Annotated in this window: 16 protein-coding genes; 12 read left to right on the top strand and 4 right to left on the bottom strand. The window is 60.9% G+C overall.

Translation table 11 applies throughout. The annotated features are described in order from the left end of the window. Positions 1-136: 136 nt before the first annotated feature. Positions 137-1504: an inorganic triphosphatase gene (locus BJQ17_RS14420; protein WP_070096202.1), complete on the bottom strand. Its 1368-nt coding sequence runs from the start codon at positions 1502-1504 to the stop codon at positions 137-139. A gap of 116 nt (positions 1505-1620) precedes the next feature. Here BJQ17_RS14420 and argE point away from each other — a divergent pair, with 116 nt between their 5' ends. Together argE and argA are read left to right on the top strand one after the other, a co-directional pair. Continuing rightward, the gene (gene argE / locus BJQ17_RS14415) at positions 1621-2763 is read left to right on the top strand and encodes an acetylornithine deacetylase (RefSeq protein WP_003253722.1); all 1143 of its coding nucleotides are present in this window, start codon (positions 1621-1623) and stop codon (positions 2761-2763) included. Between the two features lie 124 nt (positions 2764-2887). Beyond that, a complete protein-coding gene (argA, locus tag BJQ17_RS14410; RefSeq protein WP_003253723.1) occupies positions 2888-4186 on the top strand; it encodes an amino-acid N-acetyltransferase in 1299 nt (432 codons plus the stop codon). A 152-nt stretch (positions 4187-4338) separates the two neighbouring features. Here the strand turns inward: argA and BJQ17_RS14405 are convergent, their stop codons facing one another. Next, on the bottom strand, positions 4339-5715 hold the full coding sequence (locus BJQ17_RS14405; protein ID WP_003253725.1) for a glutamine synthetase family protein: 1377 nt from the start codon (positions 5713-5715) through the stop codon (positions 4339-4341). A 574-nt stretch (positions 5716-6289) separates the two neighbouring features. Between BJQ17_RS14405 and BJQ17_RS14400 the strand changes: the two genes are divergently transcribed. The 7 genes from BJQ17_RS14400 to BJQ17_RS14370 all read left to right on the top strand — a co-directional run bounded on the left by BJQ17_RS14400 (position 6290) and on the right by BJQ17_RS14370 (position 14595). Continuing rightward, positions 6290-7648, top strand: a complete 1359-nt coding sequence (locus tag BJQ17_RS14400; RefSeq protein ID WP_003253727.1) for a glutamine synthetase family protein — start codon at positions 6290-6292, stop codon at positions 7646-7648. A 48-nt stretch (positions 7649-7696) separates the two neighbouring features. Further along, entirely contained in the window at positions 7697-9058 is a 1362-nt protein-coding gene (locus BJQ17_RS14395) for an aspartate aminotransferase family protein (protein WP_014861359.1), read from the top strand. Between the two features lie 168 nt (positions 9059-9226). Next, on the top strand, positions 9227-10324 hold the full coding sequence (locus tag BJQ17_RS14390) for a polyamine ABC transporter substrate-binding protein (RefSeq protein ID WP_003253730.1): 1098 nt from the start codon (positions 9227-9229) through the stop codon (positions 10322-10324). 156 nt (positions 10325-10480) lie between these two features. Next, positions 10481-11575 carry a polyamine ABC transporter substrate-binding protein gene (locus tag BJQ17_RS14385; protein ID WP_070096201.1) on the top strand — a complete coding sequence of 365 codons (1095 nt, stop codon included), beginning with the start codon at positions 10481-10483 and terminating at the stop codon, positions 11573-11575. Between the two features lie 70 nt (positions 11576-11645). Next, positions 11646-12788: a polyamine ABC transporter ATP-binding protein gene (potA, locus tag BJQ17_RS14380; protein ID WP_003253733.1), complete on the top strand. Its 1143-nt coding sequence runs from the start codon at positions 11646-11648 to the stop codon at positions 12786-12788. Continuing rightward, complete coding sequence (locus tag BJQ17_RS14375; protein WP_003253736.1) at positions 12785-13705, top strand: ABC transporter permease subunit; 921 nt, start codon at positions 12785-12787, stop codon at positions 13703-13705. Before potA ends, BJQ17_RS14375 begins: the two co-directional genes overlap by 4 nt. Next, positions 13702-14595, top strand: a complete 894-nt coding sequence (locus tag BJQ17_RS14370; protein ID WP_003253739.1) for an ABC transporter permease subunit — start codon at positions 13702-13704, stop codon at positions 14593-14595. The genes BJQ17_RS14375 and BJQ17_RS14370 overlap by 4 nt, the downstream gene beginning before the upstream one ends. Before the next feature lie 102 nt (positions 14596-14697). Here BJQ17_RS14370 and BJQ17_RS30060 read toward each other — a convergent pair whose 3' ends face one another. Then, positions 14698-15645 (bottom strand): RHS repeat-associated core domain-containing protein, encoded by a 948-nt coding sequence (locus BJQ17_RS30060; protein WP_083285057.1) that lies wholly within the window; start codon positions 15643-15645, stop codon positions 14698-14700. Between the two features lie 240 nt (positions 15646-15885). Next, entirely contained in the window at positions 15886-16677 is a 792-nt protein-coding gene (locus BJQ17_RS30055; RefSeq protein WP_080634942.1) for an RHS repeat-associated core domain-containing protein, read from the bottom strand. Positions 16678-17195: 518 nt separating this feature from the next. Here BJQ17_RS30055 and BJQ17_RS14365 point away from each other — a divergent pair. From BJQ17_RS14365 to BJQ17_RS14355, 3 genes are read left to right on the top strand one after another with little or no spacing between them, the layout of a single operon-like run. Further along, entirely contained in the window at positions 17196-18284 is a 1089-nt protein-coding gene (locus BJQ17_RS14365; RefSeq protein ID WP_070096200.1) for an efflux RND transporter periplasmic adaptor subunit, read from the top strand. Next, positions 18281-19348 carry an efflux RND transporter periplasmic adaptor subunit gene (locus BJQ17_RS14360; RefSeq protein WP_003248943.1) on the top strand — a complete coding sequence of 356 codons (1068 nt, stop codon included), beginning with the start codon at positions 18281-18283 and terminating at the stop codon, positions 19346-19348. Before BJQ17_RS14365 ends, BJQ17_RS14360 begins: the two co-directional genes overlap by 4 nt. Continuing rightward, positions 19345-22398: an efflux RND transporter permease subunit gene (locus BJQ17_RS14355; protein WP_070096199.1), complete on the top strand. Its 3054-nt coding sequence runs from the start codon at positions 19345-19347 to the stop codon at positions 22396-22398. Before BJQ17_RS14360 ends, BJQ17_RS14355 begins: the two co-directional genes overlap by 4 nt. The last annotated feature ends 107 nt before the right edge of the window (positions 22399-22505 follow it).

The following is a 22505-nucleotide window of genomic DNA, read 5'->3' as shown; positions in this document are numbered from 1 at the left end:
AGTGAGGCCATTCGCGGGTGGACCCGCTCCTACACCGGTGAGGTCATTCGCGGGTGGACCCGTTCCTACACTGGCCCCACGCCTGGCGCGGATCGTACGTAGGAGCGGGTTTACCCGCGAAGCAGGCGACGCGGTATCACGCCTTGAGCAGGTGCTTCCAGCCGCGGCTCTGGTCCACCGCCCGAGCCTGTTCGATACGCGCTTCCAGCACTTCATCGCTGATAGGCTGCTCGGCCAGCTCGTGCAGCTTTTTCAGATCGCCGTACAAGCGGTCCATTTGCGGCGCTTCCAGCACCTGGCGGGCGTGGTGCAGCCAAGCCAGAAGTTGCTCGATACGTGGCAGCTGCTCAGCCAGGTCTTCCGGGCGCTGGGTGTACAGCGGCAGCTTCAGCGCGCGGCCTTCCTCACCCAGCAGGTGACCCAGCCAGCTGGCCAACTGCGCCTTGCCCTGGCGTTCGCCGCGGCCCTTGCGCTCAGCGGTCCAGGTCCGGGCCATCAGCCAGCGTGAGGTTTCCAGCGAGAACTGGCCCCAGCGTACGTCTTCCAGCTCTTCGGCGAACTGCTCGGGCGCGGCGCGACGGATGTCTTCGTCATCGTTGCCGGCCTGAACCAGCGGGCGCCAGTCTTCAAGCAAGGCATCAAGGCTGGCGCGCAGGTCGCGGGTGGTGGCGCGCGGTGCTGCCTGGCCCAGGCTGGCGGTGAGTGCGCGCAGCTCGCTCAGGCACTCGACCCAGTCCTGGAGCAGGCGCCAGTGGCCGTTGTGGCGGTACTGCTCGGCCAGGCGCTGGCTGCTGCCCAGCAGTTGCCAGGCGAGGGCGGCATAGGCGTCGTCCAAGGCCATTTCGGCTTCCAGCGCGGTGTGCGGCAGGTCCAGCTCGTAGCTGTCCGGTTCCAGCAGGCGGTAACCGCGCTCAGCCTTGCTGATGTCGCACGGCATCAGTGGCAGGCTGGCGGCCAGTTCTGCAGCCAGTTCCAGCAGTGCTTGCGGTTCACCTTCACGCAGCTCCAGCTCCAGCTCGCAGATCTCTTCCTTGCACTTGCCGGCGATCACGAAGCCTTGGTCCAGCGCGGCCTCGATCACCACCTTGCTCTTGCCGCGGCCCCAGGCGATTTCGGCGTATTCACGGCTGAAGTCGGTGGTGAACAGCGGCTTGATGGTTTTCTTGTCCAGATTGGCCAGTTGCTCGGGCCAGCAGGTGGCGTCCAGCTTCTTCAGGTCGAGCTTGACCTTGTCCAGGTTCCATTCGTACTCGTTGCGCTCTGACAGGCCAGCCACGCTCTGGCCGCGGCACTTGAGGGTTTGGATGACAGCGTCGCCATCGCGGCGCAGGCGCAGGGCGACACGGGCGGCGGACAGCTCACGCTCGGGGGTGTCGAAGTACTGGTTGAGCAGTTCACGGGTCTGCCAGCCGGACTTGTTGCGCTTTTTCAGCAGAGGGTGCTCGCGAAGTGCGGCAAGGGTCTCGCGGCTGGCGCGGAGCTTCAGTTCGGTTTCTTTGTGCATCACAGACTCGAAAGAGGGGGCGTGGTTGGCAGAGAGTCTACAGCAGTCAGCCCTCAACGGTTTATTCCAGACAGCGGATAGTCCTATGATGGGCAACGTTTCCGAGGAGTACGCGCATGCCGTTGCCGACGCTGAAAGACCAGTTTGCCGCCTTGATCGCCGCGCCTTCGGTTAGCTGTACCCAACCTGCGCTGGACCAGTCCAACCGCCAGGTTATCGACCTGTTGGCCGGTTGGCTCGGCGACCTGGGTTTCAAGTGCGATATCCAGCAGGTCAGCCCCGGCAAGTTCAACCTGCTGGCCAGCCGTGGCACCGGCCCAGGAGGGCTGGTGCTGGCCGGGCACAGCGATACCGTGCCCTATGACGAACAGCTGTGGGCCAGCGACCCGCTGAAGCTGACCGAAGCCGATGGCCGTTGGGTTGGCCTGGGCAGCTGCGACATGAAGGGCTTCTTCGCCCTGGTCATCGAAGCGGTCATCCCGCTGCTGGAGCACGACTTCAAGGAGCCACTGCTGATCCTTGCCACCTGCGACGAAGAAAGCTCCATGTCCGGCGCCCGTGCCCTGGCCGAGGCCGGCCAGCCACTGGGGCGTGCAGCGGTCATCGGTGAGCCTACCGGGCTGCGGCCAATTCGCATGCACAAGGGCATCCTCATGGACCGCATCGACATCCTCGGCCGCAGTGGCCATTCGTCGGATCCAAGCCTGGGCCGCAGCGCCATGGAGGCCATGCACGCAGTCATGGGCGAGCTGATGGGCCTGCGCCAGCACTGGCAAAACACCTATAGCAACCCGCAATTCACCGTGCCGACCCCGACCATGAACTTCGGCTGCATCCACGGCGGTGACAACCCCAACCGCATCTGCGGCCAGTGTGCCCTGGAATTCGACCTGCGGCCGCTGCCGGGCATGGATGTGGAGCAACTGCGCGCGGCCATTCGCGAAAAGCTGGTACCCGTGGCCGAGCGCCATGAGGTGCGCATCGACTATGCGCCGCTGTTCCCGGAGGTGCCGCCGTTCGAGCAGGCTGCCGATGTCGAACTGGTTCAGGTCGCGGAGCGCCTGACTGGCCATCGCGCTGAAGCGGTGGCGTTCGGCACCGAAGCACCTTATCTTCAGCAACTGGGCTGCCAGACCATCGTGCTGGGCCCTGGCGACATTGCCTGCGCCCACCAGCCCGGCGAATACCTTGAAATGTCACGAATCGAGCCTACCGTGCGTCTATTGCGTGACCTGATCCGGCACTATTGCCTGCACTAAACGTCAATCGAACTGATTCGTTCCTGCCTAGAGGAGACCGCGCGTGACCGCAAGCCTGTTCCGACGATGATCCTGAACGCCCCCTGCATCGCCGTTCTCCGTCCACTTATCCACAGGCCCTGTCATGCCCGATTACGTCAACTGGCTGCGTCATGCATCCCCCTATATCAATGCCCATCGCGACTGCACCTTCGTGGTCATGCTCCCTGGCGATGGGGTGGAACACCCTAATTTCGGCAACATCGTCCACGACCTGGTGCTGTTGCACAGCCTGGGCGTGCGGCTGGTGCTGGTGCATGGCTCGCGCCCCCAGATCGAAAGCCGGCTGGCCGATCGCGGCCTGACCCCGCACTACCACCGGGGTATGCGTATTACTGATGCGGCCACCCTGGACTGCGTAATCGATGCCGTCGGCGCCCTGCGCCTGGCCATTGAAGCGCGGCTGTCGATGGACATCGCCGCTTCGCCGATGCAGGGCTCGCGCCTGCGCGTGGCCTCCGGCAACCTGGTCACCGCGCGGCCGATCGGCGTGCTCGAAGGCGTGGACTACCACCACACTGGCGAAGTGCGCCGCGTCGACCGCAAGGGCATCAGCCGCCTGCTCGACGAGCGCTCTATCGTGCTGTTGTCGCCCTTGGGCTACTCGCCTACCGGTGAAATCTTCAACCTGGCCTGCGAAGACGTGGCTACCCGCGCGGCCATCGAACTGGGTGCCGACAAATTGTTGCTGTTCGGCGCCGAGCCGGGCCTGTTGGACGCTGACGGAAGGCTGGTGCGTGAACTGCGCCCGCAGCAGGTTGCTCCGCATCTGCAGCGTCTAGGCAGCGACTACCAGGGCGAACTGCTGGATGCTGCGGCCGAGGCTTGCAAAGGCGGTGTGGCGCGCAGCCATATCGTCAGCTATGCCGAGGACGGCGCGCTGCTCACCGAGCTGTTCACCCGGGGCGGTGGCGGTACGCTGGTGTCGCAGGAGCAGTTCGAAGTGGTGCGCGAGGCGACCATCGAGGACGTCGGTGGCCTGCTGGAGTTGATCAGCCCGCTGGAAGAGCAGGGCATCCTGGTGCGCCGTTCGCGCGAAGTGCTGGAGCGAGAGATCGAGCAGTTCAGCGTGGTCGAGCGCGAGGGCATGATCATCGCCTGTGCGGCGCTGTACCCGATTGCCGATTCCGAGGCCGGGGAGCTGGCTTGCCTGGCGGTGAACCCGGAGTACCGCCATGGCGGACGTGGCGATGAGCTGCTGGAACGCATCGAGAGCCGGGCACGGCAGATGGGTTTGAGTACTTTGTTCGTGCTGACTACGCGCACTGCGCACTGGTTTCGCGAGCGCGGCTTTGCGCCCAGTGGCGTGGAGCGGCTGCCGGCGGCGCGGGCTTCGCTGTACAACTACCAGCGCAATTCGAAGATTTTCGAGAAGCCCCTGTAAGCCTGGGCCGCCCTCTTCGCGGGCACGCCCGCTCCCACAGGTAAGCCACAGGCTTCAGCCCTCGAAATTACCCTGTGGGAGCGGGCGAGCCCGCGAAGAGGGCGACACCGGTCTCAAACAAAAACGCCGCCCTTGAGGGGCGGCGTTTTCGTTTACACGGTATGCAGGTACCAGTTGTACTCGAGGTCGGAGATCGAGTGCTCGAACTCTTCCAGCTCGCTTTCCTTGCACGCGACAAAGATGTCGATGTACTTCGGATCGATGTACTTGTTCAGGATTTCGCTGTCGTCCAGCTCGCGCAGGGCATCGCGCAGGTTGTTCGGCAGGCTCTGCTCCAGCTGCTCGTACGAGTTGCCTTCGATCGGCTCGCCCGGTTCGATCTTGTTGGTCAGGCCGTGGTGCACGCCCGCCAGCACCGCAGCCATCATCAGGTACGGGTTGGCGTCGGCACCGGCCACGCGGTGCTCGATGCGCACGGCGTCCGGCGAGCCGGTCGGTACGCGCAGGGCCACGGTGCGGTTGTCCAGGCCCCAGCTTGGCGCGTTCGGTACGTAGAACTGCGCGCCGAAGCGGCGGTACGAGTTGACGTTCGGGCAGAGGAACGCCATGGACGCGGGCAGGGTCTCGAGCACACCGCCGACAGCGTGACGTAGCGCGGCGTTCTGCTCGGGATCCTCGCTGGTGAAGATGTTGTTGCCATCTTTGTCCAGCACGGAAATGTGTACATGCAGGCCGTTACCAGCCTGGCCCGGGTAGGGCTTGGCCATGAAAGTGGTGTCCATTTCATGGTCGTAGGCGATGTTCTTGATCAACCGCTTGAGCAGTACTGCGTAATCGCAGGCCTTGAGCGGGTCGGGCACGTGGTGCAGGTTGACTTCGAACTGCGCCGGGGCGCTTTCCTTGACGATGGCGTCGGCCGGGATGCCTTGCTCCTTCGCGCCTTCGAGGATGTCCTGCAGGCAGTCGGCATACTCGTCGAGGTCGTCGATCAGGTACACCTGGGTCGACTGCGGGCGCTTGCCCGAGATTGGCGAGCGCGGCGGCTGCGGGCGGCCATTCACGTTCTCCTGGTCGATCAGGTAGAACTCCAGCTCGAATGCGGCGCAGATGGTCAGGCCCATATCGGTGAACTTGCTCACCACCTGGCGCAGCACTTCACGCGGGTCGGCGAAGAACGGCTCGCCTTCCAGCTCGTGCATGGTCATCAGCAGCTGGGCGGTAGGGCGTTTTTGCCACGGCTCATTACAGAGCGTGTCGGGGATTGGATAGCAGATGCGGTCAGCATCGCCGATGTCCAGGCCCAGCCCGGTGCTTTCGACGGTGGAACCGTTGATGTCCAGGGCAAAGAGGGAGGCCGGCAGATTGATGCCTTTCTCGTAAACCTTGTGGAGGCTGGTGCGCTCTATGCGCTTGCCACGCACCACACCATTCATATCTGCAATCAGAAGGTCAACGTAGAGAACCTCAGGATGTTCCTTAAGGAACGCGTTCGCTTCGTTAAGCTGAACGGCACGCGGGGGTACCGACATGATGCAACACCTTTGTTGTTAAAAATATCAATCAAGGGGGGCTTGCAGGACCAGTCAACCGAAAAGCCATACTGATGTCAAGCCAACCCCATGACGCCCTGAAATGGCACATCTACGGCAGATTTGCTGCATATCGGGGCAGGCCATTATCCGCTATTTCTGCCTGAAAGGGTGATCTCAAACGTGCCGTGTTTTATTTTTTACGGAAGTGTTGTGTAAAAAAATGAACAAGGCTAAGCTCGGTCACAACCCAGAACACAATAATACGAGGGTCACATGGTCCGCTTGCCGCGACCTGAAAGTACTGCCTGCGCAGTGCAATCGGGTACTTCCGTCGTTTTTGCAAGCTTCGTCAATGGCGTGGTCGCCCTGGCCGCAATAATTGACGTTTGGCGTTCCCGGACCCGTCCTCGTAGCGGCTTGCCGCCCTTCGCTTCGTCTTCCTGCCTTTTGAACTCATTACGGACACAGCTGATTTCAGTGTATCCACTGTGGCTCTGCGCGTGGGTTTTTGCTTTAGCAATCGACTCCATCCAGAATCAAGTCGCGGACCACCTTACCTCCTGAGGTATTTATGAGTAACAACCTCGACCAGCTCACCGATTGGTTGAAAGAGCACAAGATCACCGAAGTCGAATGCATGATCAGCGACCTGACCGGCATCACGCGCGGCAAGATTTCGCCAACCAACAAATTCATCGCTGAAAAAGGCATGCGGTTGCCCGAGAGCGTGCTGCTGCAGACCGTGACCGGCGACTACGTCGACGACGACATCTATTACGAACTGCTCGACCCTGCAGACATCGACATGATCTGCCGCCCTGACGAGAACGCCGTGTTCCTCGTGCCGTGGGCCATCGAGCCAACCGCACAGGTCATCCACGACACCTACGACAAGAAGGGAAACCCGGTCGAACTGTCGCCGCGCAACGTGCTGAAGAAAGTGCTCAAGCTATACGCTGACAAGGGCTGGCAGCCGATCGTCGCACCGGAGATGGAGTTCTACCTGACCAAGCGCAGCGAAGACCCGGACTTCCCGCTGCAGCCCCCGGTAGGCCGTTCCGGTCGCCCGGAAACCGGCCGTCAGTCGTTCTCGATCGAAGCTGCCAACGAATTCGACCCGCTGTTCGAAGACGTCTACGACTGGTGCGAGCTGCAGCAACTGGACCTCGACACGCTGATCCACGAAGACGGCACGGCGCAGATGGAAATCAACTTCCGTCACGGCGACGCTCTGCACCTGGCCGACCAGATCCTGGTGTTCAAGCGCACCATGCGCGAGGCGGCGCTCAAGCACAACGTGGCTGCCACTTTCATGGCCAAACCGATGACCGGCGAGCCGGGCAGTGCCATGCACCTGCACCAGAGTGTGGTCGACGTGGCCACCGGCAAGAACATCTTCAGCAATGAAGACGGCAGCATGAGCGAGCTGTTCCTCAACCACATTGGTGGCCTGCAGAAGTTCATCCCCGAGGCGCTGCCGCTGTTCGCGCCCAACGTCAACTCGTTCCGCCGCTTCCTGCCCGACACTTCGGCGCCGGTAAACGTGGAGTGGGGCGAAGAAAACCGCACCGTCGGCCTGCGTGTACCGGATGCCGGCCCGCAAAGCCGGCGCGTCGAAAACCGCCTGCCGGGCGCCGACGCCAACCCATACCTGGCCATCGCCGCCAGCCTGCTGTGTGGCTACATCGGCATGGTCGAAGGCATCGAGGCCAGCGCGCCAGTGCAGGGCCGTGGTTACGAACGCCGCAACCTGCGCCTGCCCCTGACCATCGAAGATGCCTTGGAACGCATGGAAAACAGCCGTGCGCTGGTGCAGTACCTGGGCAAGAAATTCATTACCGGGTATGTCGCGACCAAGCGCGCCGAGCACGAAAACTTCAAACGTGTCATCAGTTCGTGGGAGCGTGAGTTCCTGCTGTTCGCTGTCTGATCAACCCTGGTGCCGCAGGAGCGCGGCGGTCCAATAACGGAGAAGCACATGAGCGTCAACAACCCGCAAACCCGTGAATGGCAAACCCTGAGCGGGGAGCATCACCTCGCACCTTTCAGTGACTACAAGCAACTGAAGGAGAAGGGGCCGCGCATTATCACCAAGGCCCAGGGTGTGCATTTGTGGGATAGCGAGGGGCACAAGATTCTCGACGGCATGGCCGGTCTGTGGTGTGTGGCGGTCGGCTACGGCCGTGAAGAGCTGGTGCAGGCGGCGGAAAAACAGATGCGCGAGCTGCCGTACTACAACCTGTTCTTCCAGACCGCTCACCCGCCTGCGCTCGAGCTGGCCAAGGCGATCACCGACGTGGCGCCGAAAGGTATGACCCATGTGTTCTTCACCGGCTCCGGCTCCGAAGGCAACGACACAGTGCTGCGCATGGTGCGCCACTACTGGGCGCTGAAGGGCAAACCGCACAAGCAGACCATCATCGGCCGCATCAACGGTTACCACGGCTCCACCTTCGCCGGTGCTTGCCTGGGCGGCATGAGCGGCATGCACGAGCAGGGTGGCCTGCCGATTCCGGGCATCGTACACATCCCTCAGCCGTACTGGTTCGGCGAGGGTGGCGACATGACCCCTGACGAATTCGGTATCTGGGCCGCCGAGCAGTTGGAGAAGAAGATCCTCGAAGTCGGCGAAGACAACGTCGCTGCCTTCATCGCCGAGCCGATCCAGGGCGCAGGTGGCGTGATCATCCCGCCGCAAACCTACTGGCCGAAGGTGAAGGAGATCCTCGCCAGGTACGACATTCTGTTCGTCGCCGACGAGGTGATCTGCGGCTTCGGCCGTACCGGCGAGTGGTTTGGCTCTGATTACTACGACCTCAAGCCCGACCTGATGACCATCGCGAAAGGCCTGACCTCCGGTTACATCCCCATGGGCGGTGTGATTGTGCGTGACACCGTGGCCAAGGTGATCAGCGAAGGCGGCGACTTCAACCACGGTTTCACCTACTCCGGTCACCCGGTGGCGGCCGCGGTGGGCCTGGAAAACCTGCGCATCCTGCGTGACGAGAAAATTGTCGAGAAGGCGCGCATGGAAGCGGCACCGTATTTGCAAAAGCGTTTGCGTGAGCTGCAGGACCATCCACTGGTGGGTGAAGTGCGCGGCCTGGGCATGCTGGGTGCGATCGAGCTGGTCAAGGACAAGGCCACCCGCAGCCGTTACGAGGGCAAGGGCGTGGGCATGATCTGCCGCACCTTCTGCTTTGAGAACGGGCTCATCATGCGTGCGGTGGGTGACACCATGATCATCGCGCCGCCGCTGGTAATCAGCCATGCGGAGATCGACGAACTGGTGGAAAAGGCGCGCAAGTGCCTGGACCTGACCCTTGAGGCGATTCGATAAGCGTTTGCTAGGCTAGCGTTGTGACATTAAGTCGTTACATGGCCCTGCTTTCCTTGATACAGGGCCTTGTAACTTGCCAGACTAGCGACTGTTTCAGTCGCCGCGCGCTCTGCACCGTGGGTTCTGGCTGCTGGACAGTTGCTAAATAAAAATTCTGGAGCATTACGCATGAATAAAATGGGCAAGACGTTGCTGGCCGCCGCCCTGATGGGTGCCATGGCCTCCGCTGTTCAGGCTGAAGACAAAGTGTTGAACGTCTATAACTGGTCGGACTACATCGCTCCGGACACCATCGCCAAGTTCGAGAAGCAGACGGGGATCAAGGTCAAGTACGACGTCTTCGACAGCAACGAAACCCTGGAAGCCAAGCTGCTGGCAGGCAAGTCGGGTTATGACATCGTCGTGCCTTCGAACAATTTCCTGGCCAAGCAGATCAAGGCGGGTGTGTACGAGGAGCTGGACCGGTCCAAGCTGCCGAACTGGAAGAACCTCGACCCCGACCTGCTCAAGGCTGTTGGCGATGCCAGCGACAAGGACAACAAGCATGCCTTCCCTTACATGTGGGGCTCGATCGGCATCGGCTACAACCCGGAAAAGGTCAAGGCTGTGCTGGGCGTGGACAAGATCGATTCGTGGGACGTGGTGTTCAAGCCTGAGAACATCGCCAAGCTCAAGAGCTGCGGCGTGAGCTTCCTCGACGCCCCGACTGAAATGCTCCCGGCTGCGCTGCACTACCTCGGCAAGCCGACCGACAGCACCAAGAAAGAAGACCTGAAGGCCGCCGAGGACCTGTTCCTCAAGATCCGTCCTTCGATCACCTATTTCCACTCGTCCAAGTACATCGGCGACATGGCCAACGGCAACATCTGTGTAGCCGTCGGTTACTCGGGTGACCTGGAGCAATCCAAGGCCCGTGCCCATGAAGCGGGCGACAAGGTCAAAGTGGACTACGTCATTCCGAAGGAAGGTGCCGGTACTTTCTACGACATGGTCGCCATCCCGAAAGATGCCGAGCATAAAGACGCGGCCTACGAGTTCATGAACTTCCTGATGCAGCCGGAAATCATGGCTGAAATCACCAACGCTGTGCGCTTCCCGAACGGTAACGCTGCTGCCACCCCGTTCGTGGACAAAGACATCAGCAGCGACCCAAGCATCTATCCGCCTGCTGAAGTGAAGAAGCATCTGTACGCGATCGCTGCGCCTGACGCTTCTGTGCAGCGAGTGATCACCCGCAGCTGGACGAAGATCAAGTCGGGCAAGTAAGCCTGATGCGACACCTCTGGGCCGGGTTTGCCGGCCCAGAGCCATTGAAAGGTAATTGATGATTGCGGCATCGAAGCTGCGAAGTTAAGTTGCGCGCCGGTTTTGCGTGTGCGGCAGCATTGTCGCTACCCAGGCACTGATTGTGAGGACCCCCACTTGTCTATTTCTGTATTCCGCAAGGCCTTGATGGCCAGCGCGGGCCTGACGCTGGCATGCAGCGTCCAAGCGGCGCCGACGGTGCACTTCTATAACTGGTCCGACTACATCGGCCCGACTACACTCGCGGACTTCGAGAAAGCGACGGGCATCAAGCCTGTGCAAGACGTGTTCGACTCCAACGAAACCCTGGAAGGCAAGCTGCTGGCCGGTAACACCGGCTATGACGTGGTGGTGCCGTCCAACCATTTCCTGGGCAAGCAGATCAAGGCGGGCGCCTTCCAGAAGCTCGACAAGAACCTGCTGCCCAACTATGCCAACCTCGACCCGGCGTTGATGAAGCGCCTGGAAAAGAATGACCCGGGCAACCAGTACGCGGTGCCTTACCTGTGGGGTACCAACGGCATCGGTTACAACGTCGACAAGGTCAAGGCTGCGCTGGGCGTGGATACCATCGATTCCTGGGCCGTGCTGTTCGAGCCCGAAAACATGAAGAAGCTCTCCAAGTGCGGTGTGGCCTTCCTCGACTCGGCAGACGAAATGCTGCCAGCGGTGCTCAACTACATGGGCCTCAACCCCAACAGCACCGACCCCAAGGATTACGCCAAGGCCGAGCAGAAGCTGCTGGCGGTGCGCCCGTACGTGACCTACTTCCACTCGTCCAAGTACATCACCGACCTGGCCAACGGCGACATCTGCGTCGCGGCAGGTTTTTCGGGTGATGTGTTCCAGGCCAAGGCCCGTGCTGAAGAAGCGAAGAAGGGCGTGAACCTGGCCTACGCCATTCCCAAGGAAGGCGGCAACCTCTGGTTCGACGTGCTGGCGATCCCCAAGGACGCCAAGAACGTCAAAGAGGCGCATGCCTTCATCAACTATTTGCTGAAACCTGAGGTTATCGCCCAGGTCAGTGATTACGTCGGTTACGCCAACCCGAACCCCAAGGCTGGCGCCCTGATGGACCAGGCCGTAAGGACTGACGCCGCGGTTTACCCACCGCAGGAAGTGCTGGACAAGATGTTCGTGAACTCAGAGTTGCCCCCCAAGGTGCAACGGCTGATGACCCGCAGCTGGACCAAGGTCAAGTCGGGCAAGTAAAAATCCAGACCCGCGACGGCACCGTAGAACAGGCCACGCGGGCACAAAAATCTTGTTGGGAGTTTCACTCATGGCAGTTGCCTCCGGTGCCTATAAAAAAGCCCTCGAGGGTGGCCAGCAACCCAAGCAGGTGCTGGTCAAGATCGACCGGGTCACGAAAAAGTTCGACGAAACGGTAGCCGTGGACGATGTGTCCCTGGAAATCCGCAAGGGCGAGATCTTCGCCCTGCTGGGCGGCTCCGGCTCCGGCAAGTCCACCTTGCTGCGCATGCTGGCCGGCTTCGAGCGCCCGTCCGAAGGGCGGATCTTCCTCGATGGCGTCGACATCACCGACATGCCGCCGTACGAGCGGCCGATCAACATGATGTTCCAGTCCTACGCGCTGTTCCCGCACATGACCGTGGCGCAGAACATCGCCTTCGGCCTGCAGCAGGACAAGATGCCCAAGGCCGAGATCGATGCCCGCGTGGCCGAGATGCTCAAGCTGGTGCACATGACCCAGTACGCCAAGCGCAAGCCGCACCAGTTGTCGGGCGGCCAGCGTCAGCGTGTGGCGTTGGCCCGCTCGCTGGCCAAGCGCCCCAAACTGCTGCTGCTCGACGAGCCGATGGGTGCACTGGACAAGAAACTGCGTTCGCAGATGCAGCTGGAGCTGGTCGAGATCATCGAGCGCGTGGGTGTAACCTGCGTGATGGTGACCCACGACCAGGAAGAGGCCATGACCATGGCCCAGCGCATCGCGATCATGCACCTGGGCTGGATCGCCCAGATCGGCTCGCCAGTGGACATCTACGAGACACCTACCAGCCGCCTGGTGTGCGAGTTCATCGGTAACGTCAACCTGTTCGAAGGTGACGTGGTCGACGACGCCGAAGGCTACGCGATCATTGCCAGCCCGGAGCTGGAGCGCAAGATCTACGTGGGCCACGGCATCACCACCTCGGTGGAAGACAAGCACATCACCTACGCCCTGCGCCCGGAAAAGATGCTGGTCACCACCCAGCAGCCAACCTGCGAGCACAACTGGTCGCGCGGCAAGATCCACGACATTGCCTACCTGGGCGGCCACTCGGTGTTCTATGTGGAGCTGCCGAGCGGCAAGATCGTGCAGTCGTTCGTTGCCAACGCCGAGCGCCAAGGTACCCGTCCTACCTGGGGCGATGAAGTGTACGTATGGTGGGAAGACGACAGCGGCGTGGTACTGCGGTCATGAAACTGCGCAAGCTCAAGCGAGCCTTCCAGCGTCTGGTCCCGGAGGGGCGGCACTTGGTGATCGGCGTGCCGTTCATCTGGCTGTTCCTGTTCTTCATGCTGCCGTTCTTCATCGTCCTGAAGATCAGTTTTGCCGAAGCTGATGTGGCAATCCCGCCGTATACCGAGATCTACACCTACGTCGAAGACAAGATCCAGCTGGTCCTCAACCTGGCCAACTACGGGCTGTTGACCGAGGATGAGCTGTACCTCTCGGCCTACCTGGGTTCGTTGAAGATGGCGTTCTTCAGCACCCTGCTGTGCCTGCTGATCGGCTTCCCGATGGCCTACGCCATTGCCAACGCCAAGAAGGAGACCCAGACGGTCCTGCTGTTGCTGATCATGATGCCAACCTGGACCGCGATCCTGATCCGCGTCTATGCCTGGATGGGTATCCTCAGCAACAACGGCCTGCTCAACGGTTTCCTCCTGTGGACCGGCTTGATCGACCAGCCGTTGCAGATCCTCAACACCAACCTGGCGGTGTACATCGGCGTGGTCTATTCGTACCTGCCGTTCATGATCCTGCCGCTGTTCGCCAACCTGGTGAAGCATGATCCGAGCCTGCTCGAAGCTGCCTCCGACCTGGGTTCGAGCACCTTCAACAGCTTCTGGAAGATCACGGTACCGTTGTCGAAAAACGGCATCATCGCCGGCTGCATGCTGGTGTTCATCCCGGTGGTGGGCGAGTTCGTGATCCCGGAACTGCTCGGCGGCCCGGAAACCCTGATGATCGGTAAAGTGCTGTGGCAGGAGTTCTTCAACAACCGTGACTGGCCGGTGGCATCCGCCCTGGCGGTGGTGATGCTGGCGATCCTGATCGTGCCGATCCTGCTGTTCAACCGTAGCCAGGCCAAAGAGATGGAGGGCCGCGCATGAAACGCTTCAGTTTCTCCAAGCTGATGCTGGTGCTCGGCTTGCTGTTCATCTACCTGCCGATGCTGATCCTGGTGATCTACTCGTTCAACGCCTCCAAGCTGGTGACGGTGTGGGGCGGCTGGTCGATCAAATGGTACGTCGGCCTGCTCGACAACACCCAGCTGATGGGTTCGGTGATGCGCTCGCTGGAAATCGCCTGCTACACGGCGGTGGCGGCAGTGGCGCTGGGTACCCTGGCGGCCTTCGTGCTGACCCGCGTCACCCGCTTCAAGGGCCGCACGCTGTTCGGTGGCCTGGTCACTGCGCCGCTGGTAATGCCCGAAGTGATTACCGGTCTGTCGCTGTTGCTGCTGTTCGTGGCCATGGCGCAGATGATCGGCTGGCCGCAGGAGCGGGGTATCGTCACCATCTGGATCGCCCATACAACGTTCTGTGCGGCGTATGTGGCGGTGGTGGTGTCGGCTCGCCTGCGTGAGCTGGACCTGTCGATCGAGGAAGCGGCGATGGACCTGGGTGCCAAGCCGTGGAAGGTGTTCTTCCTGATCACCATCCCGATGATCGCGCCATCGCTGGCGGCGGGCGGCATGATGTCGTTCGCCCTGTCGCTGGACGACCTGGTACTGGCCAGCTTCGTCTCCGGGCCTGGCTCGACCACCTTGCCGATGGAAGTGTTCTCGGCGGTGCGTCTGGGTGTGAAACCGGAGATCAACGCCGTGGCCAGCCTCATCTTGCTGTCGGTATCGCTGGTGACCTTCTTCGTCTGGTACTTCAGCCGCCAGGCCGAAGAGCGTCGTCGCAAGGCGATTCAACAGGCGATCGAAGAGGGTGCTGCGGCCAACGCTTCGCAGCCGCAGGTCAAGCGCCCGAGCCAGCTCACGGCTTCAGCCTGATATAGAGCCTGTTCGCGGCGAGCCAGTGCCGCGAACAGGCTCGAACAAGCTCCGAAATTGCCTGGCTGATATTCACCAGATTTTCTTAGCTCAGTCGGCATATCATGATTGTTGGCGTAGATTGTCCATGCTGATCTGGGTGGCAAATGCGCTTGTCCTGCCGTTGTTGTTAACAGGCACGCTGGACGTACCTGCATTAGAGTTAAGGGCTTGTGCGGCCGCTGCGTGATTAGCTGAGTTTCCTGTAGCTTTACTGAAAGTTGGTGGTGGGGTCTCTGGGCGATTTAAAGCTTCACTGTAAGAAGGTGGTGGGGGCTCTGTAGGGGCACTAGGCCTTGCGCGATTTATAGCTTGACTGTAAGAAGGTGGTAAATCTTCAGGGAGAGGGGCCGACCGAGCAGCGTTAATGGTGCGCATTTTTAGCATGGCAAGTTGCCCGGCACCTATAATCAGTAGGGTTACTAAGGAAAGAAATCCTCCAGCCATTTCTAGTTTTTTGGACTTTGTAATCATTCCAGCGATCGCCAGCCCGCTTCCCACAAGCCCGGTGGCGAGTGCAGTATAATGAAGCCCCGCCCCAATGATACCGAAACTTAAGTGCCCTGTGGGATCAACGCGATTTACCGGGTCACCCGCACAATACATATAAGCGTTCAATCCACCTTTCCCGAATGGGCTAATATTATCTGGGCTGCAGAACCTCTCGAGCGTGGGATTATACATACGATACCCATTACCGAGCGCATAGCAGCCTGTTGCTGAGTCCAGCGGCTCGCCGTTGAATGCCAAGAGGGTATTCGATTCGCTACGGGCGTTGCAGTGGCCATAAGGGCTGTAGGGATACGCCTTCAGCGCGGCATGCCCTAACTCGGTCATGACGGTGTCAGTATTGCTAACGCCCATGAGTAAGTGACCTTCGTCAGCAACTGAGGCGCGTTGCGCTAAAAGACCACCCGCATGCCGGAAGACCGAATGTGTCAGAGCGTCTTTGACTTCGGTAGCAATACGGCCGTTCTGATAAAAGCGCAGTGTTTTTTTTGCAGCGGCCACGGGGCCTCCTGGGATTCGACATTGAGCAGAGCGCTATCTGGTTATTGCTCGTACAGGTGAAAACATCAGCTTGAACACAGTGTGCAGTGGCGGGGAGTGCCCGGCTACTGGCAGAAATGTCAGGTCATCAAGCGAGCTGAGCCTGCCGCGTATCGCATGCCTTGGGATTGTTTTATCCGCCAGGCGGCTGCTTCGACCTGCGCCGCCCGCTTTCGCGGGTACCCTCAGTGGGTTCTTTGATTATTCAACTTGGCCGGAGGTCCTTACGGTGTCGCGCATAGATGAGGTTGAATGAGTGGCTTGCACCACTTCTTGGTACGTCGGTGGAGGTTCCTCAATTACTGGGTAAGTTGATGGATGTGCCTGCCTTACCTGTTCGTAAGTCGGTAGAGGTAAAATTGTAGTAGGTTGACGAGACGCTGGCGCATTAGCCGGTTGACGTGCGGGCATACTGTCAGCGAAAGCTGGTGGGGGGGCGAAAGCCGGAACTCGCTGATTGTTTGTCGCGATAGGCCTAGAATTAAGGTTGCGGCGAGGGGGCTGCGTTGGCCTGGTATAGTAAAGGGTGCGCATTCTTGGGTACATATATCGCCCAGTACCCATCATCGTTAGGCCTAGTCCCATAAGTGCTCCTCCAACCAATGTGAGTGTTACGTCTCTTTTCACTCCCCCAGCGACCGACAACCCGGCTCCGATAGTCGAAGCGGCGAGGCCGGTTAATACAAGCCCCGACCAAATGACACCGGAACTTAAGTGTCCTGTGGGATCAACGCGATTTACCGGGTCACCCGCACAATACATATAAGCGCTCAACCCACCTTTCCCGAACGGACTAAGATTATCAGGGCTGCAAAACCTTTTGAGTGTGGGACTGTACAGACGATACCCATTGCCGAGGGCATAACAGCCGGTTGCCAAATCCAGCGGCTCGCCGTTGAATGCCAAAGGAATATTCGACTCGTTGCGGGCGGGGCGGTGGCCATAAGGGCTGTACGAATACTCTTTTTTTGCAGCAGCCTCTAACTGGGTCATGAGGGTGTCTGTATTGCTGACGCCCATGAGCACGTAACCTTCGTCAGCAGATGATGCGCGTTGCGCTAAAAGACCACCCGCATGCCGGAAGACCGAATGTGTCAGAGCGTCTTTGACTTCGGTAGCAATACGACTGTTCTGATAAAAGCGCAGTGTTTTTTTTGCAGCGGCCACGGGGCCTCCTGGGATTCGACATTGAGCCGAGCGCTGTCTGGTTATTGCTCGCACAGGTGAAAACATCAGTTTGAACACAGTGTGCAGTGGCGGGGAGTGCCCGGCTACTGGTAGAAATGTCAGGTCATCAGTAAGCCATTTTGCTGAATCCGAGCCCTCATGCAGGCCTCGGATTTTTCCTTTCCGAGTCGGCTGCTTCGGCTAGGCTCGGCCCTTTCGCCATGAAACCGCCGGGGCCGGCAACAAAAATGCCAGCATGGCCCCCGCCAGTGATGTTTATCGAACCCTGAACTACGCTCACAGTCGCATCCCACAAATCATTTGTGCGCAAGCAAGGAGCCAGCATGGCGTTGATGCGTCCGCTGTCGGTCATCTGTCTGGGGTTGTTGTACATGCTCACCGGCTGTAGCAAGGAAGAGGCCCCCAAGACGCTGCCTCGGGTGGGGGTGCAGCAGGTACAACCCACCGATTTCGCTGCCAGGGTCACCCTGACCGGCGACGTACAGGCAAGGGTGCAGACCGATTTGTCATTCCGCGTCGGCGGCAAGATCATTTCGCGTAGCGTCGACGTAGGCGATCACGTCAAGGCCAACCAGGTGCTGGCCCGGCTTGACCCGAAAGACCTGCAGAACAATGTCGACTCGGCCAAGGCCGAAGTATTCGCCGCGCAGGCGCGCGTTACCCAGACCAGTGCGGCCTTCGTGCGCCAGCAAAAACTGCTGCCCAAGGGCTACACCAGCCAGAGCGAGTACGATGCTGCCGAGGCCGCGCTGCGCAGCAATCAGAGCGCACTCAAGGCCGCCCAGGCGCAACTGGCCAATGCCAACGAGCAACTCAGCTACACCGCACTGGTCTCCGAGGCCGCCGGGGTCATCACCGAGCGTCAGGCCGAGGTTGGCCAAGTGGTGCAGGCGACCATGCCGATCTTCAGCCTGGCCGTCGATGGCGACCGCGATGCGGTGTTCAACGTCTACGAGTCGCTGCTGGTGGCGCCGCCCAGCGATGCCGGGGTAGTCGTGAGCCTGCTGGACGATCCCAAGGTCCAGGCCCGTGGCTTCGTGCGCGAAATAACCCCCACCGTGTCGGCGCAAAGCGGCACCGTGCAGGTCAAGGTGGGGCTCAAGGACGTGCCGCCCGGGATGCAATTGGGGGCACCGGTTACTGCCACCACCAATGCCCAGGGCCGGCCCAGCATCGAGCTGCCGTGGTCGGCGCTGACCAAGGCCTTGCATGAGCCTGCCGTGTGGGTGGTGGGCGAGGGCGACAAGGTGGAACTGCGCAAAGTCAAAATCCGCCGTTACCTCACCGGCAAGATCGTGGTCGCCAGCGGCCTGAAAGGCGGCGAGACCGTAGTGGTCAATGGCGGCCAGTTGCTGCACCCCGGCATGCAGGTACAGAAGGTCGACGCCAAGGGCCCAGGGGGTGAGCTATGAAGCGTCTGCTGCTGATGCTGTCGGCCGGGGTGCTGCTGGTCGGTTGCAGTAGCGAAGAAGAGGCACCAGAGGCGATCCGGCCAGTGCTGTCGGTCAAGGTCGAACCCCAGGTGCAGTCGCAGCTGGGCCGCTTCGCCGGCAGTATTCAGGCGCGCTTCGAAAGCACCTTGGGCTTCCGGGTTTCCGGGCGCATTGCCCGGCGCTGGCTGGACGTGGGCGCCCAGGTGAAACCGGGTGACACCTTGGCCACCCTGGACCCCACCGACCAGCAGAACCAGCTGCGCGCCGCCGAAGGCGATCTGGCCAAGGTGCAGGCACAGTGGATCAACGCCCAGGCCGATGCCCGTCGCCAGCAGCAGTTGTATGACCGTGGGGTAGGCGCCCAGGCACAGCTGGATATTGCCCAGACCAACCTGAAAACCACCAGCGCGGCGTTGGAGCAGGCGCGCTCCGCCGTCAGCCAGGCCCGCGACCAGCTCGACTACAGCACCCTGCGTACCGACCACGCTGCCGTGATTACCGCGTGGCAGGCCGAAGCCGGGCAAACCGTTACCGCCGGGCAAGCCGTGGTGACCCTGGCCCGGCCGGACGTGAAGGAAGCGGTAATCGACCTGCCGATCGATCTGGCCGAGCAGTTGAGCAAAGGCCTGACCTTCACCGTTGCTTCGCAACTGGACCCGACCATCAACACCACGGCCAGCCTGCGCGAACTGGAGCCCCAGGCCGATGCCACCACCCGGACCCGCCGTGCTCGCCTGACCCTGGCCAGCACACCGGCGGCCTTTCACCTTGGCACCGCCATCAGTGTGACCCTTAGCTCGGAAGTGTCCCCGCGCAGCGAACTGCCCTTGAGTGCCTTGCTCGAGCGCGACGGCAAGACCCAGGTGTGGGTGATCGATACGCAGCACAAGACCGTGGCCACCCGTGACGTGGCGCTGATCGACCGCACCGATGACAGCATCGTACTGAGCGCCGGCGTGCAGCCCGGTGAGCGCGTGGTCACTGCCGGCGTCAACAGCCTCAAGCCTGGCCAGAAGGTCACCTTCGACGAGGATGCGCAATGAAAGGAAGCTTCAACCTGTCCGACTGGGCGCTCAAGCATCAATCGTTCGTCTGGTACCTGATGTTCGTTGGCCTGTTGATGGGGATTTTTTCCTACTTCAACCTGGGCCGTGAGGAAGACCCGTCGTTCACCATCAAAACCATGGTCATCCAGACCCGCTGGCCCGGTGCGACCCAGGACGAAACCCTCTACCAGGTCACCGACCGTATCGAGAAGAAGCTCGAGGAACTCGATTCACTCGACTACACCAAAAGCTACACCCGCCCCGGCGAGTCCACGGTCTACGTGTACCTTCGCGACACCACCAAGGCCAAGGACATCCCGGAAATCTGGTACCAGGTGCGCAAGAAGATCCAGGACATTCGTGGCGAATTTCCCGCCGGTATCCAGGGGCCGGGCTTCAACGACGAATTCGGTGATGTATTCGGTTCGATCTATGCCTTTACCGCTGACGGCCTGACCCTGCGCCAACTGCGGGACTACGTGGAACAGGCAAGGGCCGAGGTCCGCGATGTACCCAACATCGGCAAGATCGAGCTGGTCGGCACCCAGGACGAAGTGCTGTACCTGAACTTCTCCACCCGCAAGCTGGCTGCCCTGGGCATTGACCAGCGCCAGGTAATGCAGGCACTTCAAGCGCAGAATGCGGTGACGCCGGCCGGCATGATCGAGGCCGGCCCGGAGCGCATCTCGGTGCGCACGTCCGGGCAGTTTGCCTCGGAAAAAGACCTGCAATCCGTCAACTTGAGGATCAACGACCGCTTCTTCCGCCTGGCTGATATCGCCGACATCGAGCGCGGCTATGTCGACCCACCCTCGCCAATGTTCCGTTACAACGGCCAGACAGCCCTTGGCCTGGCCATCGGCATGAAGGCCGGCGGCAACATCCAGGTGTTCGGTGCGGCGTTGAAAAAGCGCATGGACCAGGTGGTCCAGGACCTGCCGGTGGGTGTCGGTGTACACACCGTTTCTGACCAGGCCGTGGTGGTCAAGCAGGCGGTCGGCGGTTTCACCAGCGCGCTGTTCGAGGCGGTGGTGATCGTGCTGGCCGTGAGCTTTGTCAGTCTTGGCGTGCGCGCCGGGCTGGTGGTGGCCTGCTCGATCCCGCTGGTACTGGCCATGGTGTTCGTGTTCATGGAGTACAGCGGCATCACCATGCAGCGTATTTCGCTGGGGGCGCTGATCATTGCGCTTGGCCTGCTGGTGGACGATGCGATGATTACCGTGGAGGTGATGGTCACGCGGCTGGAAATGGGTGAAAGCAAGGAGCAGGCGGCGACGTTCGCCTACACCTCCACAGCCTTCCCCATGCTTACCGGCACCTTGGTGACCGTGGCCGGGTTCGTGCCTATCGGCCTCAACGCCAGCTCTGCGGGTGAATACACCTTCACCCTGTTCGCGGTGATTGCCGTGGCCCTGATCGTGTCGTGGGTGGTGGCTGTGTTCTTCGCGCCGGTGCTTGGTGTGCATATTCTCAAAGGCGACAAGCTCAAGGCTCACGAGGCTGAGCCTGGCCGGGTCGGGCGGGCATTTGAAGGCGGGTTGCTATGGTGCATGCGCAACCGCTGGTTGACCATCATCGGCACCGTGGTGCTGTTTGCCCTGGCGATCTTCTGCATGCGTTTTGTGCAGAACCAGTTTTTCCCGTCCTCGGACCGCCCGGAAATTCTCGTCGACCTCAACCTGCCGCAGAACGCCTCGATCGAGGAGACGCGCAAGGTGGTCGACCGCTTCGAGGCACGGATCAAGGACGACCCGGACCTGGTGCACTGGAGTACCTACATCGGCCAGGGCGCGATCCGCTTCTACCTGCCCCTCGATCAGCAGTTGCAGAACCCTTACTACGCGCAGCTGGTGATTGTCAGCAAGGGCTTCGAAGAGCGTGAGGCCATGATGGACCGCCTGCAGAAGATCCTGCACGAAGAGTTCGTCGGCGTCGGCACCAACGTGCAATCGCTGGAGATGGGCCCGCCGGTAGGCCGGCCGATCCAGTACCGGGTCAGCGGTGCCGACATCGACCAGGTGCGCAAACACGCCATCGAGCTGGCCACCTTGCTCGACCAGAACGAGCACATCGGCGAGATGATCTACGACTGGAACGAGCCGGGTAAGGTGCTGCGCGTGGAAATTGCCCAGGACAAGGCACGCCAGCTGGGGCTGTCGTCCGAAGATGTTGCCAATGTGATGAACAGCATCGTCAGTGGCGTGCAGATCACCCAGGTCAACGACAACATCTACCTGGTCGATGTGGTCGCGCGCGCCGAAGACAGCGAGCGTGGCTCGCCTGATACCCTGCAGAACCTGCAAATTCTCACCCCTAACGGCACGTCGATCCCGCTGCTGTCGTTCGCCACCGTGCGCTACGAACTGGAACAGCCGCTGGTGTGGCGCCGCGACCGTAAGCCGACCATCACCATCAAGGCCTCGGTCAATGGCGAGATCCAGCCCACTGACCTGGTCGCCCAACTGAAGCCAAAAATTGACGAGTTCGGCAGCAAGCTGCCGGTCGGTTACGAAGTGGCCACGGGTGGTACGGTTGAAGAAAGCAGCAAGGCCCAGGGGCCGATCGCCAAGGTCATCCCACTGATGCTGTTCCTTATGGCGACCTTCCTGATGATCCAGTTGCACAGCGTGCAGAAGCTGTTCCTGGTGGTCAGCGTGGCGCCGCTGGGGCTGATTGGCGTGGTATTGGCGCTGGTGCCTACAGGTACGCCGATGGGCTTTGTGGCGATCCTCGGCATCCTTGCGCTGGCGGGCATCATCATTCGTAACTCGGTGATTCTGGTGACCCAGATAGACGAGTTCGAAGCCCAGGGCTTGTCGCCGTGGGATGCGGTGGTGGAGGCTACCAACCATCGGCGCCGGCCGATCCTGCTGACCGCGGCGGCGGCGAGCCTGGGCATGATCCCGATTGCACGCGAGGTGTTCTGGGGCCCCATGGCCTACGCCATGATTGGCGGGATCATCGTGGCGACCTTGCTGACGCTGCTGTTCCTGCCGGCGCTGTACGTGGCCTGGTACAAGATCCGCGAGCCGCAGAAACACGCCTGAAGGCCCATATGGCCCCTTGTAGGAGCGGGTTTACCCGCGAATGCGATGGTTCATCGACCACCGTATTCGCGGGTAAACCCGCTCCTACAAGGGGCGTGTGCTTTTAA

This window comes from Pseudomonas sp. NBRC 111139 (assembly GCF_001753955.1).
Lineage (GTDB): Bacteria > Pseudomonadota > Gammaproteobacteria > Pseudomonadales > Pseudomonadaceae > Aquipseudomonas > Aquipseudomonas alloputida.
Note: the sequence above shows the minus strand (reverse complement) of the source record. Positions and strands in the feature narration are given on the sequence as shown.

Coding starts and splice junctions, on each gene's coding strand:
- BJQ17_RS14400 (WP_003253727.1), top strand. CDS start 6,290: ATGAGTAACAACCTCGACCAGCTCACCGATTGGTTGAAAGAGCACAAG.
- BJQ17_RS14390 (WP_003253730.1), top strand. CDS start 9,227: ATGAATAAAATGGGCAAGACGTTGCTGGCCGCCGCCCTGATGGGTGCC.
- BJQ17_RS14375 (WP_003253736.1), top strand. CDS start 12,785: ATGAAACTGCGCAAGCTCAAGCGAGCCTTCCAGCGTCTGGTCCCGGAG.
- potA (WP_003253733.1), top strand. CDS start 11,646: ATGGCAGTTGCCTCCGGTGCCTATAAAAAAGCCCTCGAGGGTGGCCAG.
- BJQ17_RS14355 (WP_070096199.1), top strand. CDS start 19,345: ATGAAAGGAAGCTTCAACCTGTCCGACTGGGCGCTCAAGCATCAATCG.
- BJQ17_RS14365 (WP_070096200.1), top strand. CDS start 17,196: ATGGCGTTGATGCGTCCGCTGTCGGTCATCTGTCTGGGGTTGTTGTAC.
- argE (WP_003253722.1), top strand. CDS start 1,621: ATGCCGTTGCCGACGCTGAAAGACCAGTTTGCCGCCTTGATCGCCGCG.
- BJQ17_RS14370 (WP_003253739.1), top strand. CDS start 13,702: ATGAAACGCTTCAGTTTCTCCAAGCTGATGCTGGTGCTCGGCTTGCTG.
- BJQ17_RS14395 (WP_014861359.1), top strand. CDS start 7,697: ATGAGCGTCAACAACCCGCAAACCCGTGAATGGCAAACCCTGAGCGGG.
- BJQ17_RS30055 (WP_080634942.1), bottom strand. CDS start 16,677: ATGACCCAGTTAGAGGCTGCTGCAAAAAAAGAGTATTCGTACAGCCCT.
- BJQ17_RS14360 (WP_003248943.1), top strand. CDS start 18,281: ATGAAGCGTCTGCTGCTGATGCTGTCGGCCGGGGTGCTGCTGGTCGGT.
- BJQ17_RS14420 (WP_070096202.1), bottom strand. CDS start 1,504: ATGCACAAAGAAACCGAACTGAAGCTCCGCGCCAGCCGCGAGACCCTT.
- BJQ17_RS14405 (WP_003253725.1), bottom strand. CDS start 5,715: ATGTCGGTACCCCCGCGTGCCGTTCAGCTTAACGAAGCGAACGCGTTC.
- argA (WP_003253723.1), top strand. CDS start 2,888: ATGCCCGATTACGTCAACTGGCTGCGTCATGCATCCCCCTATATCAAT.